Source organism: Burkholderia sp. FERM BP-3421, assembly GCF_028657905.1.
In the GTDB taxonomy this organism is placed as follows: Bacteria; Pseudomonadota; Gammaproteobacteria; order Burkholderiales; family Burkholderiaceae; genus Burkholderia.
In genome coordinates this window covers 1,290,460-1,317,291 of record NZ_CP117781.1, presented here as the reverse complement: position 1 = coordinate 1,317,291, position 26,832 = coordinate 1,290,460, and the positions used below count along the sequence as shown (strand labels likewise).

Annotated in this window: 24 protein-coding genes and 2 pseudogenes; 9 read left to right on the top strand and 17 right to left on the bottom strand. The window is 67.7% G+C overall.

The window, feature by feature from the left end:
* The first annotated feature begins 17 nt into the window (after nt 1-17).
* From Bsp3421_RS08830 to Bsp3421_RS08820, 3 genes are all read left to right on the top strand, one after another.
* The gene (locus Bsp3421_RS08830) at nt 18-716 is read left to right on the top strand and encodes a heavy metal response regulator transcription factor (RefSeq protein WP_273998070.1); all 699 of its coding nucleotides are present in this window, start codon (nt 18-20) and stop codon (nt 714-716) included.
* A complete protein-coding gene (locus tag Bsp3421_RS08825) occupies nt 713-2,149 on the top strand; it encodes a heavy metal sensor histidine kinase (RefSeq protein WP_273998069.1) in 1,437 nt (478 codons plus the stop codon). Before Bsp3421_RS08830 ends, Bsp3421_RS08825 begins: the two co-directional genes overlap by 4 nt.
* 83 nt (nt 2,150-2,232) lie before the next feature.
* Nucleotides 2,233-3,057: an AraC family transcriptional regulator gene (locus Bsp3421_RS08820; RefSeq protein ID WP_273998068.1), complete on the top strand. Its 825-nt coding sequence runs from the start codon at nt 2,233-2,235 to the stop codon at nt 3,055-3,057.
* A gap of 16 nt (nt 3,058-3,073) precedes the next feature.
* Here Bsp3421_RS08820 and Bsp3421_RS08815 read toward each other — a convergent pair whose 3' ends face one another.
* Both Bsp3421_RS08815 and Bsp3421_RS08810 read right to left on the bottom strand, forming a co-directional pair.
* On the bottom strand, nt 3,074-3,661 hold the full coding sequence (locus Bsp3421_RS08815; RefSeq protein ID WP_273998066.1) for a LysE family translocator: 588 nt from the start codon (nt 3,659-3,661) through the stop codon (nt 3,074-3,076).
* Nucleotides 3,662-3,765: 104 nt separating this feature from the next.
* Entirely contained in the window at nt 3,766-4,434 is a 669-nt protein-coding gene (locus Bsp3421_RS08810) for a pyridoxamine 5'-phosphate oxidase family protein (protein ID WP_273998065.1), read from the bottom strand.
* A gap of 104 nt (nt 4,435-4,538) precedes the next feature.
* On the opposite strand from Bsp3421_RS08810, the gene pdxR reads away from it, so the two are divergent.
* Complete coding sequence (gene pdxR / locus Bsp3421_RS08805; RefSeq protein ID WP_273998321.1) at nt 4,539-6,041, top strand: MocR-like pyridoxine biosynthesis transcription factor PdxR; 1,503 nt, start codon at nt 4,539-4,541, stop codon at nt 6,039-6,041.
* A 123-nt stretch (nt 6,042-6,164) separates the two neighbouring features.
* Here pdxR and Bsp3421_RS08800 read toward each other — a convergent pair whose 3' ends face one another.
* Nucleotides 6,165-6,731, bottom strand: a complete 567-nt coding sequence (locus tag Bsp3421_RS08800; RefSeq protein WP_273998064.1) for a cupin domain-containing protein — start codon at nt 6,729-6,731, stop codon at nt 6,165-6,167.
* A gap of 406 nt (nt 6,732-7,137) precedes the next feature.
* Between Bsp3421_RS08800 and Bsp3421_RS08795 the strand changes: the two genes are divergently transcribed.
* Nucleotides 7,138-7,932: an SDR family NAD(P)-dependent oxidoreductase gene (locus Bsp3421_RS08795; protein ID WP_273998063.1), complete on the top strand. Its 795-nt coding sequence runs from the start codon at nt 7,138-7,140 to the stop codon at nt 7,930-7,932.
* Nucleotides 7,933-8,013: 81 nt separating this feature from the next.
* On the opposite strand, the gene bamE is transcribed toward Bsp3421_RS08795, so the two are convergent.
* From bamE to Bsp3421_RS08740, 11 genes and pseudogenes are all read right to left on the bottom strand, one after another.
* Nucleotides 8,014-8,382: an outer membrane protein assembly factor BamE domain-containing protein gene (gene bamE / locus Bsp3421_RS08790; protein WP_273998062.1), complete on the bottom strand. Its 369-nt coding sequence runs from the start codon at nt 8,380-8,382 to the stop codon at nt 8,014-8,016.
* A gap of 312 nt (nt 8,383-8,694) precedes the next feature.
* Nucleotides 8,695-9,765, bottom strand: a complete 1,071-nt coding sequence (locus Bsp3421_RS08785; RefSeq protein WP_273998061.1) for an AI-2E family transporter — start codon at nt 9,763-9,765, stop codon at nt 8,695-8,697.
* Between the two features lie 98 nt (nt 9,766-9,863).
* Nucleotides 9,864-10,292, bottom strand: a complete 429-nt coding sequence (locus Bsp3421_RS08780) for a GNAT family N-acetyltransferase (protein ID WP_273998060.1) — start codon at nt 10,290-10,292, stop codon at nt 9,864-9,866.
* A 900-nt stretch (nt 10,293-11,192) separates the two neighbouring features.
* Nucleotides 11,193-11,867 carry a DUF799 domain-containing protein gene (locus Bsp3421_RS08775; RefSeq protein WP_273998059.1) on the bottom strand — a complete coding sequence of 225 codons (675 nt, stop codon included), beginning with the start codon at nt 11,865-11,867 and terminating at the stop codon, nt 11,193-11,195.
* A gap of 9 nt (nt 11,868-11,876) precedes the next feature.
* Nucleotides 11,877-12,245 carry a DUF4810 domain-containing protein gene (locus Bsp3421_RS08770; protein WP_273998058.1) on the bottom strand — a complete coding sequence of 123 codons (369 nt, stop codon included), beginning with the start codon at nt 12,243-12,245 and terminating at the stop codon, nt 11,877-11,879.
* Nucleotides 12,246-12,286: 41 nt separating this feature from the next.
* Entirely contained in the window at nt 12,287-12,994 is a 708-nt protein-coding gene (locus Bsp3421_RS08765) for a CsgG/HfaB family protein (RefSeq protein WP_273998057.1), read from the bottom strand.
* Nucleotides 12,995-14,013: 1,019 nt separating this feature from the next.
* On the bottom strand, nt 14,014-15,303 hold the full coding sequence (locus Bsp3421_RS08760; protein ID WP_273998056.1) for a cytochrome c: 1,290 nt from the start codon (nt 15,301-15,303) through the stop codon (nt 14,014-14,016).
* 15 nt (nt 15,304-15,318) lie between these two features.
* A pseudogene (locus Bsp3421_RS08755) lies at nt 15,319-17,551 on the bottom strand (molybdopterin cofactor-binding domain-containing protein).
* A gap of 1 nt (nt 17,552) precedes the next feature.
* Nucleotides 17,553-18,008 (bottom strand): (2Fe-2S)-binding protein, encoded by a 456-nt coding sequence (locus Bsp3421_RS08750; protein ID WP_273998055.1) that lies wholly within the window; start codon nt 18,006-18,008, stop codon nt 17,553-17,555.
* 98 nt (nt 18,009-18,106) lie between these two features.
* The gene (locus Bsp3421_RS08745; RefSeq protein WP_273998054.1) at nt 18,107-19,216 is read right to left on the bottom strand and encodes an NADH:flavin oxidoreductase/NADH oxidase; all 1,110 of its coding nucleotides are present in this window, start codon (nt 19,214-19,216) and stop codon (nt 18,107-18,109) included.
* An 84-nt stretch (nt 19,217-19,300) separates the two neighbouring features.
* Nucleotides 19,301-19,984 (bottom strand): type 1 glutamine amidotransferase domain-containing protein, encoded by a 684-nt coding sequence (locus Bsp3421_RS08740; RefSeq protein ID WP_273998053.1) that lies wholly within the window; start codon nt 19,982-19,984, stop codon nt 19,301-19,303.
* A 1,529-nt stretch (nt 19,985-21,513) separates the two neighbouring features.
* Here Bsp3421_RS08740 and Bsp3421_RS08735 point away from each other — a divergent pair.
* Together Bsp3421_RS08735 and Bsp3421_RS08730 are read left to right on the top strand one after the other, a co-directional pair.
* On the top strand, nt 21,514-21,903 hold the full coding sequence (locus Bsp3421_RS08735) for a hypothetical protein (protein ID WP_273998052.1): 390 nt from the start codon (nt 21,514-21,516) through the stop codon (nt 21,901-21,903).
* Complete coding sequence (locus Bsp3421_RS08730; protein ID WP_273998051.1) at nt 21,903-22,121, top strand: hypothetical protein; 219 nt, start codon at nt 21,903-21,905, stop codon at nt 22,119-22,121. The genes Bsp3421_RS08735 and Bsp3421_RS08730 overlap by 1 nt, the downstream gene beginning before the upstream one ends.
* 134 nt (nt 22,122-22,255) lie before the next feature.
* Here Bsp3421_RS08730 and Bsp3421_RS08725 read toward each other — a convergent pair whose 3' ends face one another.
* From Bsp3421_RS08725 to Bsp3421_RS08715, 3 genes are all read right to left on the bottom strand, one after another.
* The gene (locus Bsp3421_RS08725; RefSeq protein ID WP_273998049.1) at nt 22,256-23,218 is read right to left on the bottom strand and encodes an alpha/beta fold hydrolase; all 963 of its coding nucleotides are present in this window, start codon (nt 23,216-23,218) and stop codon (nt 22,256-22,258) included.
* A gap of 342 nt (nt 23,219-23,560) precedes the next feature.
* A complete protein-coding gene (locus Bsp3421_RS08720) occupies nt 23,561-23,917 on the bottom strand; it encodes a hypothetical protein (RefSeq protein WP_273998048.1) in 357 nt (118 codons plus the stop codon).
* Between the two features lie 538 nt (nt 23,918-24,455).
* Nucleotides 24,456-25,661, bottom strand: coding sequence for a porin (locus Bsp3421_RS08715; protein ID WP_273998047.1), 1,206 nt, complete (start codon nt 25,659-25,661; stop codon nt 24,456-24,458).
* Between the two features lie 511 nt (nt 25,662-26,172).
* Between Bsp3421_RS08715 and Bsp3421_RS33975 the strand changes: the two are divergent.
* Nucleotides 26,173-26,376 (top strand): annotated as a pseudogene (locus Bsp3421_RS33975) (glyoxalase superfamily protein); the annotation flags it as partial.
* Between the two features lie 66 nt (nt 26,377-26,442).
* Nucleotides 26,443-26,805, top strand: coding sequence for a glyoxalase superfamily protein (locus Bsp3421_RS08705; protein ID WP_273998320.1), 363 nt, complete (start codon nt 26,443-26,445; stop codon nt 26,803-26,805).
* Nucleotides 26,806-26,832 lie beyond the last annotated feature (27 nt).

Genomic DNA, 26,832 nt, shown 5'->3' with positions numbered 1-26,832 from the left:
GTCAACCGGGAACGGATATGAAAGTATTGATAGTCGAAGACGAAGCCAAGGTGGTCGATTACCTGAGAAGCGGCCTGTCCGAGGAAGGCTGGGTGGTCGACGCCGCGACGGACGGCGAGGAAGGCGCGTGGAAAGCGGTCGAATACGACTACGACGTGGTCGTGCTCGACGTGATGCTGCCGAAGCTCGACGGCTTCGGCGTGCTGCGCGCGCTGCGCGCCCAAAAGGATACGCCGGTCATCATGCTGACCGCGCGCGACCGCGTCGACGACCGCGTGCGCGGCCTGCGCGGCGGCGCCGACGACTATCTGACAAAGCCGTTCTCGTTCCTCGAGCTGATCGAGCGGCTGCGCGCGCTGACGCGCCGCGCGCGCGTGCAGGAGGCGACGCTGATCTCGATCGGCGACCTGCGGGTCGACCTGATCAGCCGCCGCGCGATGCGCAACGGCATCCGCCTCGACCTGACCGCGCAGGAATTCCAGCTGCTCAGCGTGCTTGCGCGGCGGCGCGGCGAGGTGCTGTCGAAGACCACCATCACCGAGCTGGTGTGGGACGTCAATTTCGACAGTAACGCCAACGTGGTCGAGACCGCGATCAAGCGGCTGCGCGCGAAACTCGACGGCCCGTTCAGCGACAAGCTGCTGCATACGATCCGCGGCATGGGCTACGTGCTCGAAGTGCGCGACGAACCCGAACCGGAGCCGAGGCGCCTATGAAACGCTCGATCTCGCTGCGCCTGTCGGTGATGTTCGGCATCACCTCGTTCCTGGTCTTCACGCTGATCGGCGTCGGCATGTTCGCGGTGATGGAGCGGCAGCTGTTCGCCGAGCTGCGCGCGACCTTGTCCACGCGCGCGAAGGTCGCCGAGATGATCGTGCTGCACGCGAACACCCCGGAACGCTGGCGCATCATGCACGAGAAGCTCGCCGACCTGGAGCCGCCGAGCGGGTCCACGCGCTACCAGGTCGACAGCGACAACCCCGCGTTCCGCTTCGGCCAGCCGGTGCGCGGCGCGCCGGCGGGGCCGGCGTCCGGCGCGTTCCAGCTGCTGCGGCTCGACGACAGCGGCTACGACGTGATGGTCCACACCACGCTGCTGCCCGCGGCGGCCGGGCGGCCGCCCGGTCGGCTGATCGTGTCGACCACCTGCGAGCGCACCCAGAAGATGCTCCGGCACATCGGCCTCACGCTCGCCGCGCTGATCGCGGGCGCGACGCTGATCTCGCTGCTGCTGAGCCGCGCGGTCACGCGCTTCGGGCTCGAACCGCTCGTGCAGCTGTCGCGCGAGGCCGCCGAGCTGAGCCCGGCGAACCGCCGCCAGCGGCTGTGCGCCGACGCGCTGCCGCGCGAGCTGCACGACCTCGCCAGTTCATTCAACGGCGCGCTGGAGCGCATCGAGCATGCGTACGACCGGCTCGAATCGTTCAACGCGGACGTCGCGCACGAGCTGCGCACGCCGGTCAGCATCCTGATCGGCCAGACCCAGGTCGCGCTGACCACGCGTGACCGCTCGGCCGAGCGGATGCGCCAGACGCTGCAGTCGAATCTGGAGGAGTTCGAGCGGCTGCGGGTGATCGTCAACGACATGCTGTTCCTGTCGCGCAGCGATCGCGGCGAACGCGCGACCGACCTCGCCGACGTCTCGCTCGCGGCCGAGGTCGCGCGCATGCTCGACTTCCTCGAGATCCCGCTCGACGAGGCGCAGCTGCGCGCCGAGCTGACGGGCGACGCGCGCGCGCCCGTCGATCCGTCGCTGTTCGGCCGCGCGATGACCAACCTGCTGATCAACGCGATCCAGCATTCGCGCGCGGGCGCCACGCTCCAGGTGCGGATCACGCCGCGCGGCGAGCAGGTGGAGATCGCCGTGTCGAATCCGGGCGAGCCGATCGACCCGGTCGCGCGCGCCCATATCTTCGAACGTTTCTATCGATTGGAGGAAGCGCGCGCGAACAGCGAGGAAAACCACGGCCTCGGCCTGTCGATCGTGAAGGCCGTGGCCGAGATGCACGGCGGCGCGGTGTTCGTCACCTGCGGCGACGGCAGGAATACGTTCGGCTTTTCGGTCGCCGCGCACGCCCGCCCGCCGCTCCCCGACCTGCCCGCCGAGCGCGACCCGGGCGAGCGCCGGCCGGCATTGCGCGCGGGATAGCGCGCGCCGTCGCGCACGCGGGTATCATCGACGGGTTTCGCCAACCCGCGCCGGCCCCGGCGCCCGTCCCGGACCCGCATCGCGTGAGCCCCGCCCCACACACCACAGCGCGCTTCTGGCGCGACGCCGCGCTCCCGTTCATCGAAGCCCGCGCGATCGACGACGGTCGCTCGCTGTGCTATGCCGCGCATACGCACGACACGTTCTCGATCGGCACGGTGCTGGGCGGGCGCAGCACCTATCTGAACGGCCGCGCGCGCGAGACGATCGGGCCGGGCGCGGTGGTCGTCGTCAATCCCGAGCAGGTCCATGCCTGCAACCCGCGCGGCGACGACGCGTGGCGCTACCGGATGCTCTATGTCGACGCCGGCTGGCTGGCCGGCTTGCAACGGCAGTTGGGCTTCAGCGCAAACCAGGATTTCCAGGCGTTCCCGGCCGCGCTGTCGTGGCAGGCCGATCTGCATGACGGGTTGAACCGCTTCCATCAATTGCTGGTCGGCCCCGACGAGGGACCGCTGCACAAGCAGGAGGCCGCGGTCGCGTTTTTCGCGGCCGTGCAGCGCAGCCTGAATCCGGCGCCCGCGCCGCGCGCGCCGGCCGCGTCGCCCCGGCTCGAACGCGCGGCCGACTACATCGACGCGCACCTCGCCGACGCGCTGACGCTCGACGACATCTGCGCGGCCGCCGGGCTCTCGCCGTCGTACCTGATCCGCGCGTTCAAGGCGTGCTACGGGATGACGCCGCATGCCTACCTGGTCGATCGGCGGATCCACTACGGCCGCGCGCAGCTGAAGCGCGGCCGGCCGATCGCCGAGGTCGCGCTCGAAGCGGGCTTCGCGGACCAGGCGCATTTCCAGCGCGCGTTTCGCAAGCGGGTCGCGGCCACGCCGGGCCAGTACCGGGGCTGAAGCCGCCGCCCGCCCGCTACGCGCCGAGCAGGCCGATCGCGCTGCCCGCGAGCAGCACCGCCATGGCGCGATTGAGCAGCCGCACGCGTCGCGCGTCGCGCAGGTGCCGCGTGAGGAAGGCACCCGCGAACGCCCAGCACGCCACCGACACGTAGCACACCACCAGATAGATCGCCGCGAAGCGCCAGACCAGCGCGCTGTCGCCGTTCGCCGCATAGGCGCTCATGCCCGCCGCCGACGCCAGCCACGCCTTCGGATTCAGCCACTGCATCGCCGCGCCGCCGAGCGCGGACGGTGCCGCCGCGCACGCGTCGACGCCGAGCCGGCCGTCGTCGATCGCGAGCCGCCGGGCGAGATGCAGCAGGAACACCACGCCCGCCCACTGGATCGCGGCCGTCAGGAACGGCCAGCGCGCGAGCGCCTCGTGCAGGCCGAGCCCGACCAGCAGGAACAGCGCGACGAAGCCGATGGTCGCCCCCGTCACGTGCCGCAGGCTGGCCGCGAAACCGTGGCGGGCGGCCGCGCCGAGCGCGACGAGATTGACGGGGCCGGGCGAGATCGAGGCCGCCAGGGCAAAGGCGGCCATTGAAAGCAGCAGATTCATGCACGTATCCTCGTGACGCTCGGGTTGATCGAGCGCCGAGGATAGAAGGCGGCGGCGCGCCGGTATTGAACAAAACTACCCTGCCGGCGCGCCCTGCCCGTTCGCTACGCGCCGCGCTCGCCGCCCCAGTTCGCGACGTAGTCCGGCGTGCCCGCCGGCGCGCCGTCGACCACCGGCGCGAGCCGCGCGACGCCCATCGGCAGCACGCCGGCCCAGACCGGCAGCACGAGATCCTCTTCGTCGTCCTTCGGCCCGCCGGCGCGGATCTTCGTGACCGCCTCGTCGAGCGCGATCCGCATCACGGTGGTCGCCGCCAGTTCCTTCGCGCTACCCGGGCGTGCCTCCTGCCCACGGCCCGGCGCGAGCTGCTCGAGGAAGGTGTCGAGCGCGGCGGCCTTGTGCGCGTCCGGCACGACTTCGAACTCGCCGTAGATCACCGCCGAACGGTAGTTCATCGAGTGATTGAACGCCGAGCGCGCGAGCACCAGGCCGTCGAGGTGGGACACGGCCACGCAGACCTGCGCGCCCGTCGCGGCGAGCTTCAGCATGCGGCTGCCGTTCGAGCCGTGGATGTACAGGTGGTCGCCTTCGCGCCAGCATGCGGTCGGAATGCAGTGCACGCCGTGCTCGTCGGCGAACGCGATGTGGCACAGATAAGCGTCGTCGAGGATCGCGTACAGCGTGCCGCGATCGTAGTGCGCGCGATTCGCGACGCGACGCACGCGGGTCCGCTCGCTCGACGGCGCCGCGGTGTCGGTGGGGGCGGTGGACATGTTCGGGCTCCAGGTTAATAGTTGAAAAATTGACCATGTCGAAACAATAAGAAAACTATGGCACCATGCGTAGACCCATCCCGTATCGATTTCTTGGAGCCATGATGGATTACGGCGTGCTGCTGGCCAACTTCGAACGCGCGAACGCCCACGAGGCGATGTCGCGCGCCTCGCAACAGCACCGCCTGTATGCGTGCCTGCGCACGGCGATCCTCGACGGCACGCTGGAGCCCGGCACCTTCCTGCTGCCGTCGCGCGCGCTCGCCGAGGCGCTGCGCATCGCGCGCAACACCGTGCTGTACGCCTATGAACGTCTGGCCTCCGAAGGTTTCGTGGTCGGCCGGCGGCAAGGCACGATGGTGATGCACGTCGGGCTGCCGGACGCGGCGCCCGCGCCCGAGCCCGCCGCGCCGCCCGTGCTCGCGCGGCGCGTCGCGGAGCTGCGGCGGTTCGGCAACGAGCAGGACCTGCCGCTGCCGTTCGTGCCCGGCATGCCCGCGCTCGATCAGTTCCCGCTCACCGCCTGGCGGCGCTGCGTCGAGCGCGCGTGGCGGCAGCTCGGCCCGGCGCAGCTCGGCTACCTGCCCGTCGAGGGCAACCTGCGGCTGCGCCGCGTGATCGCCGAATATCTGCGCGTGTCGCGCGGCATGAAGTGCGAGGCCGAGCAGGTTTTCATCACCGACGGCACCCAGCACGGCCTCGACCTGTGCGCGCATGCGCTCGCCGACGCCGGCGACACCGCCTGGCTCGAAGAGCCCGGCTACAGCGGCGCGCGCGCCGCCTTCCAGGCCGCCGGCCTCGGCATCGAGCCCGTGCCCGTCGACGCCGACGGCCTTGCGCCGCCGCCCGCGCTGTGGCGCACGCGGCCGCCACGGCTCATCTACATCACGCCGTCGCACCAGTACCCGCTCGGCGCGGTGATGAGCCTCGAACGGCGGCTCGCGCTGGTGCGGCAGGCGCGCGCGGCCGGCGCGTGGATCCTCGAGGACGACTACGACAGCGAATTCCGCTATCACGGCGCGCCGCTGTCGGCGCTGCAGGGGCTCAGCGACGATGCGCCCGTGATCTATCTCGGCACCTTCAGCAAGGTCATGTTTCCCGCGCTGCGGGTCGGCTTCGTCGTGACGCCCGTCGCACTTGCGCCGGCGCTGCGCGACATCTTCCATGCGCTGTCGCCGCGCGGCCGGCTCGCCGAGCAGCTCGCGCTCGCGGATTTCATCGAGGCCGGCCATTTCACGCGCCACCTGCGGCGCATGCGCATGCTCTACGCGGAACGGCGCGACGCGCTGCAAGCCGCGCTCGAACAGCACCTTGGCGACTACCTGACGGTCTCGGGCGGCGCGGGCGGCATGCACCTGTCCGCGCGGCTCGACGTCGCGGTCGCGGACCACGCGGTCTGCGCCGCCGCGCAGCCGCGCGGACTCGTGGTGCGTCCGCTGTCGCAGTACTGTGCGAGCGCGGCGGGCGCGGCGCGCTACAACGGCCTGCTGCTCGGCTACGGCAGCGTGCCGGTCGAGCGCATGACGGCCGCCGTGCAGCAGCTGCGCGCGGCCATCGACGATGCGCGCAGCGGACGGCCGGAGAACGCCGGGCGCCCGGCGGCGTGACGGCGTGAGGTATGCGCGAGGTTTCGATCAAATGCCCGGCACGGTATCCGCCCGCGCCGGAATCGGCCGCTTTATTTTAATTTCATCCGGTCGATCCACGAATTCCCATGAGCATGCCTTCGGTCATTTTGGAATAATCTCGCAGGCCATTTTCATGATGACATCGCGGCACGCCGGATAATCCTCCAGCAGTTCCGACCGAGTCAGGAGCTGGTAATCCGCATCATCGTAGCCGGGCACAACCAGGCAACTTGCCAGGCCATAATCCCCTTCATCGACCGAGGCGCCGAAAATCCATCCGGCCCGCATCACGGCCGACAAGGATTCGCCCCGATCCGGATCAGGGCCGATTCGCATCGTGCGATATTCGCCCTGCTCATCGATGATATGCATCGTCAGCACCGATCCCGCGTGGTAGCACCAAATCTCATCGGACTTCATCCGATGAAAATGAGAGGGACTGTCGTGCGTGACCATGAAATGGATGCCGGAGTAGTTTCTACGATCCTCGCCGTCGGCGGTCTTTCGCCACACCTCGGACCCGAATAAATATTTGAAATATCCGCCCTCGACATGAGGGATCATGCCGAACTTGCCGATCCAGAAGGATCTCGGTTTTTCCAGATGATCGATTTTTCTTTCTCCATCGCATCGCTTACGCAAACCATCGGAAGCATTGAAAATTGCCATGCGGCAATTATTCGCCCAATTGACTCGAAGCTTCTATTTTCAGGCAAAACGATATCATTCAAGCAAACCGCTCGCCAACCCGCCGCGCCTCGCGCCGGTCAAAAAAGCCAAATCGACGGCTGCCTGCGATGCAAACGAACATTCGCCTCAACGGGGACAACCACGGGCCTCCATTCGCTTCATCCGCCACGCTCTAGGCAACCACGGGCCGCACCGGATCCGCCCTCCGTCTCAAATCGACGGGCAAGGGCAAGCCGGGCATTCTCAGGTACGCTCATCCTTGCCGCACGCCTGAAAAGTTCGCCGTACGGCGACGTGCGCGAACCCGGGCGCGGTCACGGTCAAGCATCGGTCCGGCCGCTCGCCGTTCGCCCCCTCCCACCCCTTTCAGCAGCAAGACCACGCCATGCACATCGACCTGACTGGCAAGACCGCCCTCGTGACCGCCTCGACCGCCGGCATCGGCCTCGCGATCGCCGAAGGGCTCGCGCGCGCGGGCGCGCAACTCGTCGTCAACGGCCGCAGCGACGAATCGGTGAAGCGCGCACTCGCGCACCTCCGGGTGGCCGCGTCCGGCGCGGCCGTCACCGGCGTCGTGGCCGACCTGTCCGACGCGGCGGGCGCGCAACGGCTGATCGACGCGGCGCCGTCCGCCGACATCCTCGTCAACAACGCGGGCATCTACGGGCCGAAGCCGTTCTTCGACATCGACGATGCCGAATGGGAGCAGTACTTCCAGGTCAACGTGATGTCGGGCGTGCGGCTCGCGCGACACTACATGAAGGGGATGCTCGCGCGCGACTGGGGCCGCGTCGTGTTCATCTCGTCGGAATCGGCGCTCAACATCCCGGCCGACATGATCCAATACGGCTTCTCCAAGACCGCGCAGCTGTCGATCTCGCGCGGCCTCGCGAAGCTCGCGGCCGGCACGCGCGTGACGGTCAACGCGGTGCTGCCCGGTCCGACGCTGTCGGACGGCGTGAAGGCCATGCTGAAGGAGCAGGCCGCGCGCGACGGCAAGAACGTGGAGGCCGCCGCGGTCGATTTCGTGCGCGCGCACCGCGCCAGCTCGATCATCCAGCGCCCTGCCAGCGTCGAGGAAGTCGCGAATCTGGTGGTCTATACCTGCTCGCCGCAGGCATCGGCGACGACGGGCGCCGCGCTGCGCGTCGACGGCGGCGTGGTCGACACGCTCGCCTGATCCGGTGCGGCGCCGCAGCCGCGGCCGGACGCGAGGCCGTACCGCCGCCCCGCGCATGAGCGGGCGGCGCGCTTCACGCGTTCAGCCCGCGTCCGTCACGGCCCGCAACAGGCCCTTGCGGTCCGCATCCATGCAGGTCGCGAAGCCGTAGCGGGTGACGACACCTCGCTTATCGAACACGACATAGTAGGGGCGCCGCTCGTCACCCTTGTGCAGCATGTAGTTGTAGCAGACGCCGCTGCCGTTGCGGACCATCCACACGCTGTTCGGATTGCCCCCCGCCTTGACGACCTGTTCCTGCGTCGCGCCCGCATGCGACGCCGCCTTCGGCACCGGCAGGCGCGAGTACGAGAAGGTCCCGAAAAAGCCGAACCACGAACAGCCGGACATCATCAGGATGCCGGCGGCAAACGGAAGGACAAGCGCAGCTCGAGTCGTCGGAAATGGCATGCCGGGGGACAATGCGGCCGGAGCCGTCGCAAGGTAAAAGCTGCATGCTAATCGACGATCCGGGGTCGTTTGTTTAAATTTGTGAAAACAACAACGAAAAAAACGCCTCCGGTGCGTATGGAACGCGGCTAAAGCATGGCAATGCGAAGCACTATTCAATCGGCACGCCGCCGCGCGCCGCGCTTCTGTCACGAACACGAGCGCTAAGTCGCGCTACTGCGTCGATTGCCCCGCTTGCTTCTTGAGCTTCTTGAGCTTCTTGGGCTCCGAGGACTACTCGGGCTTCTCGTCGCACCACCGCGCCGCTCGCAGTCAGCAGACCCACTCCGCCCACAGCACCGTGAGCACGGTCATCAGCGCGGGGCCGATGAACAGGCCGAGCAGGCCGAAGGTTTCCGCGCCGCCGAGAATGCCGAACAGCACGAGCAGGAATGGCAGCCGCGCGGAACTGCCGATCAACACCGGCCGCACGAAGTGCTCGGCGACGAACACGACCACGAAACCGAACGCCGCGAGGCCGATCGCCCACCCGGCCATGCCCTGCGCGAACAGCCACAGCGCGGCCCCGCAGAACACGAGCGGTGCGCAGAACGGCAGCATCGCGGCCACCGCCGTCACGAGCCCGAGCAGCGCCGCATGCGGCACGCCCGCGAGCGCGTAGGCAACGCCGAGCAGCGCGCCCTCGCCGAGCCCGACCACGACAAGCCCCGTCACGGTGCCGTGCACGGCCGCCACCATCCGCTGGATCAACGCCGCGCCGTCCGCGCCGAATGCGCGCTGCACGCCCTTCAACAGTGCGTCGGACAGGCGCGGCCCGGCCTGGAAGATCACGAACAGCGTGATCAGCATGAAACCGAACAGCACGCCCGCATGCGCGATCCGCGAACCGAAATGACGGCTGAACGCGAGGAAGTTCTCGCCGTTGACGCCCTTGACGGCGCTCGCCGCATGCAGCGGCTTGGCGAGATTCTCCTGCCACCAGGTCGTGGCCTGCTGCGCGCCGAACGGCAGGTGCTGGAGCGCATCCGGCACGGGAATGCCGTTCTGCTGCGCGCTGCGCCCCCATTCGAACAACGCGTGCGCCTGCCCGGCCGCCTGCGCGAGCCCGATCACGACGGGCACCACCAGCAGCAGCGCCACGGCCGCCGTCAGCCCGACGGCGACGAGCGTGGTGCGGCCGCGCAGCGGCGGCCACGCGTCGATCCGGTGCAGCGCGGGCCACAGCGCGATCGCGATCACGCAGGCCCAGACGATCGCGGGCAGGAAATCGCTGATCACCCACAGCGCGAGCGCGACGAGCAGCATGTACAGCACGCCGAGCGCGATCGCCTGGGCTTTCGGGCGGGAAGACGGATTGGGGGAAGAGGATGGAGTCGAAGCCATGGGCAGTCCGGTGTCGGGGTCGATCGGGCGCGGCGCGCCGCCCGTCATCTTAGCTTCGCCGCGTGACGGCGCGCGTGCGGCGCATGACGGATGAGCGTTCAGCCAAGCTGCTTGGTCATGAATACGCGGCTCGTTCCGGGCGGATCGCACGGCACTTCGCCGAACCGGGTCCAGCCGAATTTCTCGTAGAAGCCCGGTGCCTGAAAGCTGATCGTATACAGCACGGCGCGCCGGCAGCCGCGCCGCAGCGCCTCGTCCTCGGCGCGCCGCAACAGCTCGCCGCCAAGCCCCGTGCCGCGCAACGCATCCGGCAGGTGGAACAGATCGATGAACAAGAGCCCGAGCGAGGTGCGGCCCGTGAGGCCGCCCAGCGCCTCCCCCGTTTCCGGATCCCGTGCGAGCACCGCGAGCGGCCGGTTGTCGTCGATCCCGGTGTGTTCGAGGTTGAAGACCCTGAGGCCGTCTCCGATCTGCGCCTCCACGCATGCATCGGGCTGATCGGTGATGACGATGTGAACGGCGGACATGCAGGCTCCCGGAGGCACGATGCGCGATCTTAGCGTGCATCGTGTCCTGCTGTGAAGCCGCGATGGCGGCGGCCGGACGGTTCGTCCGAATCGGCCCCGGGGAGCGAGGTCCAGCGGATATCCACGCATCCCGGCGTCCTGCAGGCCTGCCCCGGGAGCCGCTCGACCGGCGCAAGGCAAGCAGCAGCAGCCCCGCGTCGACAGGCGGCCCGCGCGCCGGACGCGTGTCAGGTGAGGCGGGACAGGTGCGGCCGGGAGATGTGGTCGGCTGGGTGTGGTCCGCTGGGTGTGGTCGGCTGAATGCGGTCGGCTGAATGCGGTCGGCTGGATGCGGTCGGCTGGATGTGGTCGGCTGAATGTGGTCGGCTGGATGTGGTCGGCTGGATGCGGTCGGCTGAATGTGGTCGGCTGAATGTGGTCGGCTGGATGCGGTCGGCTGGATGCGGTCGGCTGAATGCGGTCGGCTGGATGCGGTCGGCTGAATGCGGTCGGCTGAATGCGGTCGGCTGGATGCGGTCGGCTGGATGCGGTCGGCTGGATGCGGTCGGCTGAATGCGGTCGGCTGAATGCGGTCGGCTGGATGCGGTCGGCTGGATGCGGTCGGCTGAATGCGGTCGGCTGAATGCGGTCGGCTGGATGTGGTCGGCTGGATGCGGTCGGCTGGATGCGGTCGGCTGGATGCGGTCGGCTGGATGCGGTCGACCAGGTGCAGCCATACTGAGTGTGGCCGACTGGGTGCCAGCCGACTGGGTACGACAGGCCAGGCGCAGCCGGGCGACACCGGTTACCCGTGCAAGGTTGGCTAAACGCGGCCGACTACCGTACGGCCGACCACTGCGCTATCCGCCAAATGCGGCCGGCCATACCTGGGCCGGCCGCAACGAACGCAGGCGATTCGCCTCAGTCCGTGCCGTACTTCGTCGAATGCGGCCCGTACAACAGGCCGTTGGGCGGCCCGGCGGACAGCATGCGCAGGCTCGCCAGACCGGCCACGTCGACGCTGTCGTCGGCCAGCGTGTGCGCGATCTGCTTGACCGCGGCCTGCGCCAGCATGCCGATCAACCCGTACGAGTTGAGATTGAGCTGCGCGCCCACCTCCTTGCCGTTCGCCTGCCCGGCGCCCTGCCACAACACATCGCCCGTCCTCAGGTCGACGAGCTTGGCCGAAGCGGACACGATCGTCGTGCTGTCGACGACCATGTATTTCGACCCGTACTGCGTGACCCGCGTGTACAGCGCCGCGTCCGCGCCGAAGATCTCGCGCAGCTTGGCGGGCGCCACCTGCTCGATGTCCACCGGCGTGGTCAGGCCGTTGTGCTTGAAGGTTTCTTCCATCGGCACGACGGGAATCACGTAATAACCCGATTCCGCGAGCGGCATCGTCATCTGCGACAGCACGCCGTAGGTCGCCTTGATGTCGGTGGTGTCGTTCACGGGCGGCAGCACGAGAATCGAGCGCGGCTGGCTCTTCTTGAACGCGGTGTAGTCCGGACGCTGCGCCGGGCCTGCGCAGGCCGCGAGCAGGCCCAGCACGGCGAGCACGCCGATGAGCTTCACTGAAATGAATGTGCGCATGGTCATCTCTTATTTTTGTTGGGATCGCTTCAGCAGGAAATCCATATAGGCCGTGGATTCAGGAAACGACTGCTTCTCGGCCTCGAATGCCTGCTCGGCCTGCGTGTCGTTGCCGACGCTCGCGTACAGCACGCCAAGATGCGCCTGGAAGCCCGGCGGCGGACGGTTGCCCTTCGCGCGGATCCGTTGCAGCGCCTGCTCCAGCGCATCGATCTGCTGCTGCGGACCGGTCTGCCCCTTGAAGTACTCGTAGACCTGCGGTTGATAGCCATCCCACTGATACAGCGGCGGGGTCTTGGGAGTCGCGCAGCCGGCCAGCAGCAGGCCGCTTGCGACGAGCGGCAGCCAGGCCGCTCGCGTCGGAAGCTTGATCGTCATGGTAGGGATATCGGTAAGCGGATCGATGGAAACGATGCGGTTCACTTCGCGCGGGCGCCCAGCGCCCCCGCGTCGACCTGATCGACCAGATGATTGACCGCCTCCTGGATCGCCAGATCGAGCACCTTGCCGTTCAGCGTCGAGTCATAGCTCGCGGTTCCGCCGAAGCCGATGACTTCGCGATTCGACACGCTGTATTCGCCTGCGCCCTGGGCCGACAACACGACTTCCGAGCTGGTCGTGTCGACGATGTTCAGATTGACCTTCGCATAGGCCACCTGCTCCTTCCCGCTCCCAAGGATGCCGAACAGCTGATGGTCGCCCACTTCCTTCCGGCCGAATTCGGTGACGTCGCCCGTCACGACGAAGCGTGCGCCCTTCACGGCCTGCAACTGCTTCAGGAAGCCCGCTTCCTGCTTGATCTCTTCGAGATTGTCGCGATCGAGCACGTTGAAGCGGCGGCTCTGCTGCAGATGGGTGATCAGAATCGTCTTCGCCTGCCCGCCGAGACGATCGACGCCGTCCGAAAAGATGCCGCGCATATAGCTCGAACGGTTGTCGAACTTGCCGAGCGCGATTTCGACCGGTTTCCCCACGGGTGCGGTACGCGCGCGGTCCGCGACCGGCACCGGCAGCGCGCGCGACGATTCGGTCGCGCAGCCGGCCAGCGTGGTGGCCAGCACGGCAGCCGAAATCAGGAGGGTAGGACTGGAAATTATTTTCAAAATGGACTCCCCGTTGCATTGCATGAAGCGGCTTACACCCGTTCTTGCGTGGGTGCCGGCAATCGGTGCGCGCGATGCCGCCGCCATGCATTCCCGGCATGGTCCGGTCAACCGGACAAGCCGTCAGCGCGCCTGGACTGCGGACATGCCGACAGCCGACGCCGGACACCGGCGCTGCGCGCAAAGGTGGCCCGGGCGGACGCGTGTGTGCTGGAAGGAGGTGACGTTACCGCTATCCCCGATCGTCCGGATGGTCTCCGGTCACTGCGACGCCAGTCTTGATTTTTTCGGATGGCGTTGCCCGTGCGTTCAAGCCGGGCGACACACATCCCGAACTTGTCGCTCGCGACGGCAGATCTGCTCCACGACGGCTCGTGGCGACTTCACACCTTGCGTGCACCGTTATGAACGGGCGGCGCGCGATGCAAAAACGTGAAGCAGAATGCGCACTTCGCGCTGACACGGAAGCGCGAGTTTAAATGAGGAACAATCCCGGTGCAATATGTGTAGCACGGCGAGTCCGGCCACCTCAAGAATCAATGCGATTCGAATTTCAAAAATTCATCCATTGAAGTGTATTAAATTGTCAATTTTCGATTTTAACGGCCTCAAAACCGACAACTCTCCGAGAGGATGAGGTTGGAACGACGCACGGTGCATATCGCGTATTTGCCACTTCGATCCCTGTCGATCAGCCCCGTCTCCATGCGACATCGACGCAAGCGATCCCGAATGCCGGCATGCAACTCCCCTCTCAAACGAATCGCACATCAAAATATATAAATTGAAGATAAATTCAATACATCAAGATTTTATCTATTTAATCAATCAATCTTGAAATTAACCCTGCGATGGAAGAATCGGGCAAGACCGATACAACACGCATGCCACACGCGCTTCCTTCCGAAATCAATCGATCCGCACGCGCCGTCTCGCAATAGCGACGCAAGCGATCCCGAATGCGGGCCCGCGCCCCGACCACGGGCGAGGCCGGGCTTCAAGGCGGCGGCGTCGCGAACCGCTGCGCGACGCCGCCTTGAACCTTACCGCTCTCCGCGCGTCGCCTTGCGCAGCTTCGCGACCTCGGCCGCCTCGATCGTCGGGCCGCGATTGTTCCAGCCGGCGCGGATGAAGGTCAGCACGTCCGCGATCTGCTGGTCGGTCAACACGTCGGCGAACTTCGGCATCGGATACGCGGCCGGCAAGCCCTGGATCACGAGGTCCTCGGTGCCGTTCAGCGTCACGTTGATGAGCGACGCGGGATGCGGCTCCAGCACGGTCGGATTGCCCGCGAGCGGCGCGAGCAACGGCGCGAACGCGCGCCCGTCGACGCCGTGGCAGTGCATGCAATACGCCGCGTACACCTTCGCGCCCGGGTTGCCGGCCGGCCGCGCGAGCGCCGCCTGCGTGTCCTTCGGATCGTACTGATACGGCGGCGCGCCGTTGCCGCCCGCCGCGGGCAGCGACTTGAGATAGCGCGCGATGGCCGTGAGGTCGTCGTCGCTCAACGCCTGCGTGCTGAGGTTGATCACGCTCGTCATCGAGCCGAACGCGCTTGCGTGCGTATTCGCGCCGGTCTTGAGGAATTGCGTGAGATCGGCCTCGCTCCAGCGGCCAAGCCCGACGTTGTGCTCGCCGGTCAGATTCGACGCGAACCAGTTGTCGATCAGCGCGCCGGACAAAAACGCCGACCCGCGCTCGTCGAGCGCCTGCTCCTGGAAGCCGACGCCGCGCGGCGTATGGCTCGAGCCGCAGTGCCCGAGCCCCTGCACCAGGTACGCGCCGCGATTCCACAGCACGTCCTTGTCCGGTTTCTCCGCGTAGACCGTCGTGTCGAGGAACACAGCATTCCACAGCTTGAGCGGCCAGCGCAGGTTGAGCGGCCACGGGATCTCCGCCGCGCGGTTCGGCGCGAGCACCGGCTCGACGCCGTTCATGAAGTACGCGTAGAGCGCCTTCACGTCGTCGTCCCGCACCTTCGCATACGACGGATACGGCATCGCCGGGTACAGGTTGTGCCCGTCCCTCGCGACGCCCGCGCGCAACGCGCGCGCGAACTCGGCCTCGGTGTAGCGGCCAATGCCCGTGTCGGGGTCGGGCGTGATGTTGGTCGAATAAATCGCGCCGAGCGGCGTGACCATCTTGAGTCCGCCCGCGAACGGCCGGCCATGCGGCGCGGTGTGGCAGGCGACGCAGTCGCCCGCCTTGGCGAGATAGGCGCCGCGCGCGACCAGCGCCGGATCGGCCTGGGCGGCGCCCGCCGCGCCGGCGAACGTGAATGCGAGCGCCGCGCCGAGCGTGCGCGCGACGCCTGTCAGGGTCTTCAATGCCATGATCGGGATCCTCGCTCAGGCAGGGTTCGAGGCGCGCAGCTGGTCGCCCACGGGCAACTGCCGCAGGCGCTTGCCGGTGGCCGCGTAGATCGCGTTCGCGACCGCCGCCGCGACCGCCGCCGTGCCCGGCTCGCCGATCCCGCCCGGCGCTTCCGCGCTCTTCACGATATGCACGTCGATGCTCGGCGTCTGGTCGATCCGCAACATCCGGTAGTCGGTGAAGTTGCGCTGCTCGACGCGGCCGTCCCGGATCGTGATCTCGCCGTACAGCGCCGCCGTGATCCCGAAGATGATCCCACCCTGCACCTGCGCCTCGATCGTGTCGGGATTCACCACCATCCCGCAATCGACCGCGCACACCACACGCCGCACGCTCACCTCGCCGTTGTCGACCGCGACGTCCGCGACCATCGAGAAATAGCTGCCGAACGCGTACATGACCGACACGCCGCGCCCCTGCCCCCTTCGGCATCGACGCGCCCCACCCCGCCGCCCGCGTCGCGGTGTCGAGCACGTTGCGCGCGCGCGGCGACTTGCCGAGCAGCGCGCGCCGGTACGCCACCGAGTCGGCCTTCGCCTGCGCCGCCAGCTCGTCGATGAAACTCTCGACCACGAAGGTGCCGCGCGTCGGCCCGACGCCGCGCCAGAACGCGGTCGGCACGTGGCGCGGCTCCTCGCGCACATACTCGATGCGCTGGTTCGGCAGGTCGTACGGCAGATCGGCCGCGACCTCGACCGCGTCCGGATCGACGCCGTCCTTGAACGCGGGCGGCGCGAAGCGCGCCATGATCGACGAGCCGACGATCCGGTGCCGCCACGCGACCGGCCGGCCGTTCGCATCGAGCCCGGCCGAGATCCGGTCGTAGTAGTACGGCCGGTACATGTCGTGCTGAATGTCCTCCTCGCGCGTCCACACCACCTTCACCGGCGCATTCACCTGCTTGCCGATCTTGAGCGCCTGCTCGATCATGTCGGTCTCGAGCCGGCGCCCGAAGCCGCCGCCCAGCAGATGATTGTGGATCGCGATCTTCTCGGCGGGCAGCCCGGTCACCCGGCGCGCGGCGTCCACCGCGCGCGTCGGCACCTGGGTGCCGACCCAGACGTCGCAGCCGTCGGGGCGCACGTGCACCGTGCAGTTGACGGGCTCCATCGTCGCGTGCGCGAGGAACGGCTGCTGATAAACCGCGTCGACGCGGGTCTTCGCGTCCGCGAAACCGCGCTCGACGTCGCCGTCGCGGCGCGCGACGGCGCCCGGACGCTCGGCCGCGCGCGCGAGATCCGCGACGATCTCGCGCATCGACACGCGCGCGCCCGCGCCCTCGTTCCACTGCACGACGAGCGCCGACGCGCCGCGCTTGGCCGCCCACGTGTGGTCGCCCACCACGGCGACCGCGTTGTCGGCGCGCACCACCTGGCGCACGCCCGGCACCCGGCGCGCCGCGCCGTCGTCGACGCTCGCGACCGTGCCGCCGAACACCGGGCTGTTGACGATCACCGCGTACAGCATGCCCGGCACGCGCACGTCGAGGCCGAACTGCGCGCTGCCGTCGACCTTCTCGGGCGAATCGAGCCGCTTGACCGGCTGACCGATCAGCTTGAAGTCCTCGGGTTTTTTCAGCGCCACGTCCTTCGGCGCCGGCAGCTTCGCGGCTGCATCCGCCAGTTGCCCGTAGGAAGCGCGCCGCCCGCTCGGCGCATGCAGCACCTCGCCGTTCTGCGCATGGCAACTCGCCGGGTCGACCTTCCACTGCGCGGCGGCCGCCGAGACGAGCAGCGTGCGCGCGGTCGCGCCCGCGCGCCGCATCGGCTCCCATGCATAGCGGATCGACGTCGAGCCGCCCGTCAGCTGGCCGCCCAGCAGCGGGTCGAGGAACAGCTTCTCGTTCGGCGGCGCATGGTCGAGCGTCACGCTCGACAGCGGCACCTCCAGCTCTTCCGCGATCAGCATCGGGATCGACGTATAGACGCCCTGTCCCATCTCGACCTTCGGCATCACCAGCGTGACCTGCCCGGCGCGATCGATCCGGACGAACGCATTCGGTGCGAACACGCCCGGCTGCGCGCCCTCGACGGCGTCGCCGCCGAGCACCGAGCGGCGCGCATCGCCGCCCGCCGCCGGCACGCTGAAGCCGAGCAACAGGCCGCCGCCCGCCGCCGCGCCGAGCGTGATGCCGTACTTGACGAATGTGCGCCGCGACAACCCGGCGCGCGCGGCCGCCCGGCCGGCCTCGATCAGTCCTCGCGACATGTCAGGCCTCCTGAGCAGCGTGCTTGATCGCCGCGCGCACGCGGTTGTAGGTGCCGCAGCGGCAGATGTTGCCGGTCATCGCGGCGTCGATGTCGGCGTCGGTCGGGCGCGGATTCGATGCGATCAGCGCCGCCGCCGCCATCACCTGTCCGGACTGGCAGTAGCCGCACTGCACGACGTCGAGCGCGCGCCACGCCTCCTGCACCTTGCGGCCGGCGGGCGTCGCGCCCACCGCCTCGATCGTGGTGATCTTCTTGTCGCCGACCGCCGCGACGGGCAGCACGCACGAACGCACCGCGATGCCGTCGAGGTGCACGGTGCAGGCGCCGCACTGCGCGATCCCGCAGCCGAACTTGGTGCCGGTCAGCCCGACCAGATCGCGCAACGCCCAGAGAAGCGGCATATCGCCGGGGGCGTCGACCTCGTGGGGCGTGCCGTTGATGGTAAGCGTCGTCATGGTGGGAACTCCGGGACTTGGTTGTAATGGTGGGGTGATTCGCACACCGGACAATCCGCGCCGACCGGCGGCCCGCCGCCAGGACGGACCGCTGTCGTTCAGGCCGCCTTCGAGGCGGTCTTGTAGCGTTCCAGCCAGTGCGCGTACGGCGCGGGCAAGGTCCACGACGGACGTTCGACGCCCAGCGTCTTCGCAGCGTAATACGGCCAGTGCGGATCCGCCAAGTGCGCGCGCCCGACCATCACGAGATCGAGCTGGCCGTCGGCGATCACGCGCTCGGCCAGTTGCGGCGTGTCGATGCCCCACGCCGATGCGACCGGCAGCCGCGCGTCGCGGCGCACCCGTTCGGCGATCGGCGCGAGGAAGGCCGGCCCCCAGGGGATCTGCGCGGTCGGCGTCGAGAAGCCGATCGTGACGCTGAGCAGGTCCAGCCCCACCTCCTTGAGACGCCGGGTCAGCGCAATCGACTCCGCGAGCGTTTCCTCGTCGCGGCCATCGTACTCGATCACGCCGAAGCGCGCAGTCAGCGGCAGGTGCTCGGGCCAGACCCGGCGCACCGCCGCCAGCGTCTCGACCAGGAAGCGGCCGCGATTCTCCGCCGAGCCGCCATACGCGTCGTCGCGCTGATTCGAATGAACGGAAAAGAAACTCTGGCCCAGATAGCCGTGCGCGAAATGCAATTCCAGCCACTCGAAGCCCGCGTCGCGCGCGCGTTGCGCGGCCGCGACGAAGTCCGCCTGCACCCGCGCGATGTCGTCGAGCGTCATCGCGCGCGGCACTTTCGGCAGGTGCGCGCCGAACGGCACGGCCGACGGCGCGATGAGCGGCCAGCCGCGCGGATCGTGATCGGCGATGTGATCGTCGCCGTCCCACGGGCGGTTCGCGCTCGCCTTGCGGCCGGCATGCGCGAGCTGGATCCCGGGCACCGCGCCCGCCGCCTTGATGGCGGCCGCCGAGCGCGCGAAGGCCTCGGCCTGGGCGTCGTTCCACAGGCCCGCGCAGCCCGGCGTGATGCGCCCTTCGGGCGCCACCGCGGTCGCCTCCGCGATCACGAGCCCCGCGCCACCGCGCGCGATGCCGGCCAGATGCACCTGATGCCAGTCGTTGATCAGGCCGTCCTCGGCCACGTATTGGCACATCGGCGGCACCGCGATACGGTTGCGCAGCGTGACGTCTTTGAGCTTGAAAGGTTCGAACAAAGCGGACATCGATGACTCCAGGTCAAGGTGGGGCGATTCGGAATACGGAACAACGAGGGGCGGCGGCCGGCGCGACGCGCCGGCCTCGCGGGTTCAGGCGCGGCCGAGCAGCTTCAGCAGCGCCGCTGCGGCGGGTTCGGACGAGGCAGGGTTCTGGCCGGTGACCAGCAGGCCGTCGGTCTCGACGTGCGGCGCCCAGTCGGCGCCGCGGAAGAACTGCGCGCCGTTCGCCTTCAGCATGTCCTCGACAAGGAACGGCACGACCTCGGTCAAGCCCACCGCCGCTTCCTCGGTGTTGGTGAAGCCGGTCACGCGCAACCCCTTGACGAGCGGCTCGCCCGACGCGCGCTTCACGTGGCGCAGCACACCCGGCGCATGACAGACCGCGCCGACCGGCTTGCCGGCCTCGAACGCACGCTCGATCAGGGCGATCGAGCGCGGATCCTCGGAGAGATCCCACAGCGGACCGTGGCCGCCCGGGTAGAACACGGCGTCGTGATCGTCGATCGACACCTCCGTCAGTGAACGCGTCGCGGCCAGCGCCGCCTTGGCTTGCGGATCGGCGTCGAAGCGACGGGTGGCGTCGGTCTGCGACGCGGGATCGCTGCTCTTCGGATCGAGCGGCGGCTGGCCGCCGAGCGGCGACGCGAGCGTCAGATCGACGCCCGCGTCCTGGAAGGCGTAGTACGGTGCGGCCAGTTCCTCGAGCCAGAAGCCGGTCGGTTGGCCGGTATCGCCGAGGCGATCGTGGGAAGTCAGGACGACAAGAACTTTCATGGTGCGCTCCTTGCGAACGAAACAGGACAATCCGGCATGCGACACGTCGGGCCTGCTGCCCTGCGCACCCCATGCCACTTGAAAACCCGCTGCCGGCACGCGACCGTCCGGATCGGACGTCGCGGCGCGGTGTTTGACACCCGGTGGTACGGCGGGTGCGACGCGTGATGCCGTGCCAACACGCACGACCTCAAACCCGTGACGGCTTTCTTTTTCTCGACATATTAGACCAGTCGTCTAATTCAAAATCGCCATGCGGTTAATCCAGCGTCGACCTCACCGAGGCAGGCATGACGCTATCCCGTGCCGGCGCCCCGCGCGGACCCGCCAAGCATCGCATGCGCGCATGGCGGTTGCACGACGCGACGCCCACGCGCCTTGGGGTCATACCGCGACACGACGACGCTACGACGTGCGCAGCGACCGATGACACGCCCCCCAATATCCACGATGCACACCCACACTCCGGCGGGCAACGCATCCCCCCATGTCGCGCCGCCACGAAAACCCTCGCATCGGCATCGATGGCCGCTTGGATTGCGGCCCCATCCTCATATGCCATGTCCGATTCAATCGGCCACGTCACGACGCCTTGCCAGCCCCCTATCGTCATGGAGCCAGATCATAAATCAAAATTAGACCGGTCGTCTAAAATCAATGACTCCCATCTCGACGCGTCGAAGCGATCCGCCTCGATTCACTGACCACCCCGAGCCCGGCCAGCGCCCGGCCATGATGCGCCGACACCCGGAAAGAGCAACAGCCTCACCGTCTGCGCCCGCCGCGCCGCTGCGGGAAAAAGCGCGTGAAAGTTTGCCTCATGCAAATCCGTCTCCCGACTTCCGCCACCCTCGCCGCCTCCGGCCGGCAGGCCCGAGATGAACCTGAACCGCCTGTTCGCCGCGCTGTCGTTGACGGGCCTCGTGCGCGCCGCCCGACGCGGCCGCGCGGCTGCCGTGGATCTGGCTGCTGCACGGCGGCTGCATCGCGCTGCTGTTCGCCTTCGGCGTAGCCAGCCGGCGACGCTTCGCGCCCCGCCGGCAGGCCCGCCAATTCGCGGCGGCGCTCCCGTCGGCGGCTCGCTGCCCGCTGCCCGCACGGTTCCCGTACCTGCCGATCAACACGCTGATCTTCGTGCCTCGAACCGACGGCGGCTCGCCCGCGATCGAACGTGCCGAAGGACCACGGCAAGCCGCTGCGCGAGCTGACCGCGAGTGAATAGGCGGCCTACCGCACCAACGAGATCCGGAGCTTCTCCACCCCGTGGCTGCCGCGCTACGCCATGCCCTTCGCCCATTTCGCATGGATTGCCCCGCCCCCGCCCGCCGCCGGGCGGCGCGCTTAGGCAGGCCCGTTGTCGCGGCGCAACCCGCCACGCAGACAAGCGCCACGGAAAACTGTATATTCATACAGGTTTGCGGATTGGCAACGCTCGACGGGACATCGCCTCCCGGCCCGGGTATCATTCGGCCCGCCGCGCATCCGGCGCATCGCGCCGAACGTCATCGGCGCCATACGGAGAACACAGAGTGAAACGAGCGGGATTCGGGTTGTGCTTACTGACATGCGCGGCGCTTGCGCATGCCGGCGACCACTACGTAGAGATCTGGAATCCGCCCGAGGCGCGCGGCGCGGCGCCGCGCGCGCCGGCAGCCGCGCCCGCGCCGGCGAAACCCCGGCGCGCCGCGCCGCACGTGGTGCCGGCAAACGTCCGTCGGGCGCCGGCCATCGCTGCCACACCCAAATTCACCGCCCGGCCGCGCAGCGGCGCTCCGTCGGTCAGCAGTGCGCCGCGCGGCGATATCGAACGCACGACGCCGGATATGTCGGCCACGCCGCAGATCCCGCGAATGATCACGCCAGACGGCAACGTGCTGCAGGTCGGCACCGGCCGTCGTCACGCCGAGGTGGTGCGCTGATGGAAGCAGAAACTTACCTGGGCTACCAGATCTGGGGCCACGCGATCCTGCAGCAGGAGGAAATCCTGCAACCCGAGCGCTACGCGGCGAGCGGCACCATCACCCGCGCCAACAAGCTGATCGAGGCCTCGAGCGTGCTGGGCGTGTTCGACACCGAGGACGAAGCGCGTCACGCCGGGCTCGATTGGGCGCGCGCGTGGGTCGACAGCCACGGTTGAACGACAGGGCGGTCGCGCGGCGCCCGCCTTCGGGAAGCAGTCGGCGCCCCGCGCGCAGCGTTCGTCCACGTGATCAAACCGCAATTCATCCGCCCCATCTTCTCCGCGCAGGGAATCCGGGCGCGCCCGTCGGCTTACGCTGAACGCGCAAGCGCATCATCCAGCCACGCACCCACGTCACGTTGAACGATGTCCTTGTTGAACCCGTTCAATATCTCGTGACGGTCCCCGGGATAGAAGCGATACGCCAGTGCAAGATGGCCCTGGCGCATGTAGCGGGTAATCAAGGACTGTATCGAGACGGTGTTCCCGCCGACAAGATCCTGAGTGCCGGCCACCACCAGGATAGGCAGGCTTACCGGAATTCTGGTTTCGTTTTCCGGAACCCACAGGCTACGGAATCCATCCAGCACCGAGTAAAGCATGCTGTTGGAGAACGGCTTCCCGCAAAGATCGTCGCTCAGGAAGCGCTGGATTTCGGCTGGGTCTGTCGCCATCCATTCGCAGCCGGTCACCGGCTGACCATCCTGGGCAAATGGTGCGTTGAGCGTATGCAGGACTTTCCCGAAAAGCGCCGAGGGCTGATCGCCCTCGGCGGAATGCGCCACACCCTCGAGCGCCGTCACCTCCGCATCGTCCACCCCCGGCAACGCGCCCAAGGTGCCGCACAGCACGGCAGCCGCCAGCAGGTCGCCGTGATTCTGGATGTGCGACTGCGTGAGCGCGGAACCCATGCTATGGCCGAACGCGACCAAAGGCAGGTCGGCATATTCGGATTTCGCCAGCCTCGAGAGCTGGGCAATGTCGCTCGTCATGTCCGCCCAGCAAGTCAGCCCCGCTTGTCCCAGGCCGGCCGCGCCGGCCGTCCGACCATGACCACGCAAGTCGAGTGCGTAGACGACGTAGCCCCGCTCGCCGAGGTACCGGCCGAACCGGTCATATCGCCCGCCGTGCTCGCAGATTCCGTGCGTGATCTGGACCACGGCCCGAGGCTCGACCCCGACCGGCGGGGTCCATTTTCGGAGGAATATTTCGGCGCCGTCCACCACTGACGAGAACGACCGTTCCTCGTACCCACTACCGGCATGCGCAATCATAAGTATTCCTTACAAGAAAGTAGAAACCTTCCGGCTCGGATTCAGCATATCAGGAACAATATCGGCACAATATCAACGCCGGCGGAGTAATCGAAGGCGATTCGTAATCGGCGACCTTCGGGGGCAACGCGCAGCCGCGATTTGCCGGCTCAAGCATCCCGCAGCGTTCGTGCTGCAATTCGCCGCGCACACCGCCGCGAAACCGGTTCGTGTCCCAAAGATGGCCGGCCTTGCGGGTGGATCCACCGTGCACCGATACCCTACACGATTTCGATCCCCTCGCGTTCTTCCTGACTCGACAGGCCGGCACGCCAGCATCGCCGGCCCGAACGGATCAGCGTCTCAATTCCTGATATTTTTTTGCCCCGACGCGCTGGCGGCCATATTGGCAAAGCCCCGTGCCAGCACCTCAAATACTTGCATGGTCATGGGAACCAGCGACGGCTCCGCGAACTGTGACTTGTCCGGCCGGCTTACGTCCGCGGCGCTCGTCCGGCTCGATGCCGACGGCGCGCCCATGACCGGCAAGGGCGGTTGCTGAATACCGGATGGCGCGCCGCCATCCAGATTCAGAACGTCAGCCTCGGTGCACATGGCTCGTGACAGGACCGCACGTTGAACAGCCTCATCCCAGCCACTTGCACTCGCCACACCCGCGACCATCAGCCCCGGTAGTATCAACAGTCGATTGCGCCACATCCCGTCTTCAAACCAGTAGAAATATTAAGTAGAGAACCTTAGCAGTTCGTCACGTCGCTCAATGTGGCGTTTCGTCACGATGCCGTTCGCCAGGGCTGAACCGGCATCCGGCAAGACCTCTGCCTCTTCGCCGACCCGAACCACGCCCCCGCTGTATCAGCATCGTTGCGCATCGCTTTGGAACAGTCGGAACCCCATACGGCCGCGAACCCAGCGCTCTGTCGCGTGAATCGATTCGGCCGACCGTCCGATGATGCTCAACCCGCGTCGAACGCGGAAATCACGCCCCCCCGGCGCATAATCCGGGGGCGTGCGCTGTCGAGCCCGCCGCGAACATCAGCGTGATGCGTCCCCCCGGGATATCCCGCCCAACCGAGCCTCCCCACCCGCCAAGCCGAGGCTGTTCACGGGATTCGGCGACGGGAAATGCATGCTCGATGCAAACGACGTTGATCGCCGCCCCCAAAAACGAACAGCCGGCCCCGGGCCGGCTGTTCGTCCATCCATCGGCATCACGCGGCAGATACGCCGCGCCGCATCAGAAGCGGTGGATCATGCCGACGCCAACCGCCACCTGGCTGCGCGACGACGACGGCGACGAATTGAAGCCGTCGCCGATCGATGCGGTCGCATCGATGATCTTGCCGCCCGCGAGCGTCTGGCCATTCGCGCGCTGGTAGGCCTCAACCGCGTACAGGCCGGTGCGCTTCGACAGGCTGTAGTACTGCGACAGCGAGAACTGGTGGTATTGCGCAGCGCTCGTCACGCCATTCGAGAGGGTTGCGCGCGTGTAGCTGTAGCCGCCCGCGAAATCCCACGTGGCCGTCGGCTTGAAGTGCAGCACGGCGCCCGCGGTATTGAAGATCGCGGTGTTGCGGAAATTCGAATTCGTACCCGGGATGTACTGTACGTTCGAGTACGACACCGACACGTCCCACGCCGACGAGAACTGGTAGCCCGCCGTCACCGCGACGCGCTGTTGCGCCTGCGCTTGGGAGTAGCCGCCGTTGATCGCCGTCACGGCCGTCTGCGCACCACCGTTGCTCGTCGTCGAATTCGCGCCCCACACGGCGCCGCCGCCCGGCGTCGAGTTGTTGACGCGCTGGAATGCCGCGGCGATGCCCACCGGACCGTTGATGTATTGAATCCCCGCGCTCCAGGTCGAGCCCGCGTTCACGCTGCCCGGCGTGCCGCCGAACGAGTACGAACCGCCGACCGTGAAGCCGTAGAACTTCGGCGACATGTAGACGAGCGAGTTGTTCGCGCGGTAGCTGGTGTCGAGCGAATCGATATCGCCCGGGTGCGCGCCGAATGCGCCCGTCAGCCACGTGGTCGGGCTGTACGGCGACAGAAGCGTGTAGTAGGCGGTGTACTGGCGGCCGGCCGTCAGCGTACCGTAGGCCGGGTTGGTCAGGCCGATCCACGCCTGGCGCGTGAAGATCCCGCCTGCGTACTGCGACGTGCCGTTGGTGGTCGAGACGCCTGCTTCCAACTGGAAGATCGCCTTCGTGCCGCCGCCCAGATCTTCACCGCCCTTCAGGCCGAACCGGCTGCCGGCCCACACGCCCGTCGACATCTTGACGGCGGAATGGCCGCCCGAGGTCGCGCCGACCGATGCGGCGCTGCTCTGGTAGGTCAGGCCATTATCAACGATCCCGTACAGGGTGACGCTGCTCTGGGCATGGGCCGTGGTTGCGGCGGCAAGACCGGCGGCCGTCATGACGACTGCTACGCGCTTCTTCATTGATTCTCCGTCCTCAAAATTCTTTTGTATGGTGTGGTTTGCTGCACATGGGCGAGTCCATGCGGGCGCCATTCTGACGGATTACCCAATATTTCAAAATGCTGAATAAACGACCGTGGGCTCGGCGCAACGCTCCGGATCGCCCGGAACCCATCGCGGCGAGCGCCGCCGTGGGCCTTGTCGCGCCGTCACCCCGATCGATGGAACCGGTCCCGGAAAAACCCTGATTTACTTCCCGGAAAAGCTTCCACGAAGACTTCGAATCCCTTACGGATCAGCCGCGCAACCGCCGCCTCCCAGTCGCGCCCCGCCGGCCGGACCGACAGCGCGTCGCGCGCGTGCGAAAACCGCCGTGCGGGGCTCTTGCCCGCCGCGCGCCTGCCCCGTCCCATTGCGCCGCCGACCGCCGAAACGCGCGACCGCCCCCGGGTTTGACGATGCCCCGAAAACGCGGCACGATGCCGCTTCGGCCGATGCAGCCTGCCGCTCGCCTCCTGCCCGGGGATGGTGAATGCATCACGACATCCTTTCCTTGCACCGCGTCCTTCGGGCCGGCGACGGATCGGCAATGCGAGCCCCGACGGACCGTCGCCGAGACCAGGAGTCCACCTTGCCCACCATCGACCAGGCCAAAGCCATGGCCAGGCGGCTGCGCGCCGCACTGGCCGCGCGCGACGTCGGGATCCCGCATGCCGCCGCGCTCGAACTGATCGCCGCCCAACTCGGCTACGCCGACTGGAACACCGCGTCCGCCCGGCTCGATCCGGACCCGGCCGACGGCATCCGGTTCCTGCGTGCGGTGCCGATCCTGCGGATCTTCGACGAAGCCAAGGCGCGCGAATTCTATTGCGGCTTCCTCGGCTTCGCGGTGCAGTTCGAGCATCGCTTCGAGGCCGACCTGCCGCTCTACCTGTCCGTCGCGCGCGCCGGCATGACGCTGCACCTGTCCGAACACCACGGCGACGCGAGCCCCGGCTCGACCGTGTACGTGCCGATGCAAGGCGTGCAGGCCTACCACCGCGAACTGATCGACAAGCACTACAGTTACGGCCGCCCCGGCCTCGAATCGCAGCCCTGGGGCGACGTGCTGGAAGTGCACGACCCGTTCGGCAACCGGCTGCGCTTCTGCGAGGAACGCGACTAGGCATTCCGCCCTGCCGGCATGCGTCCG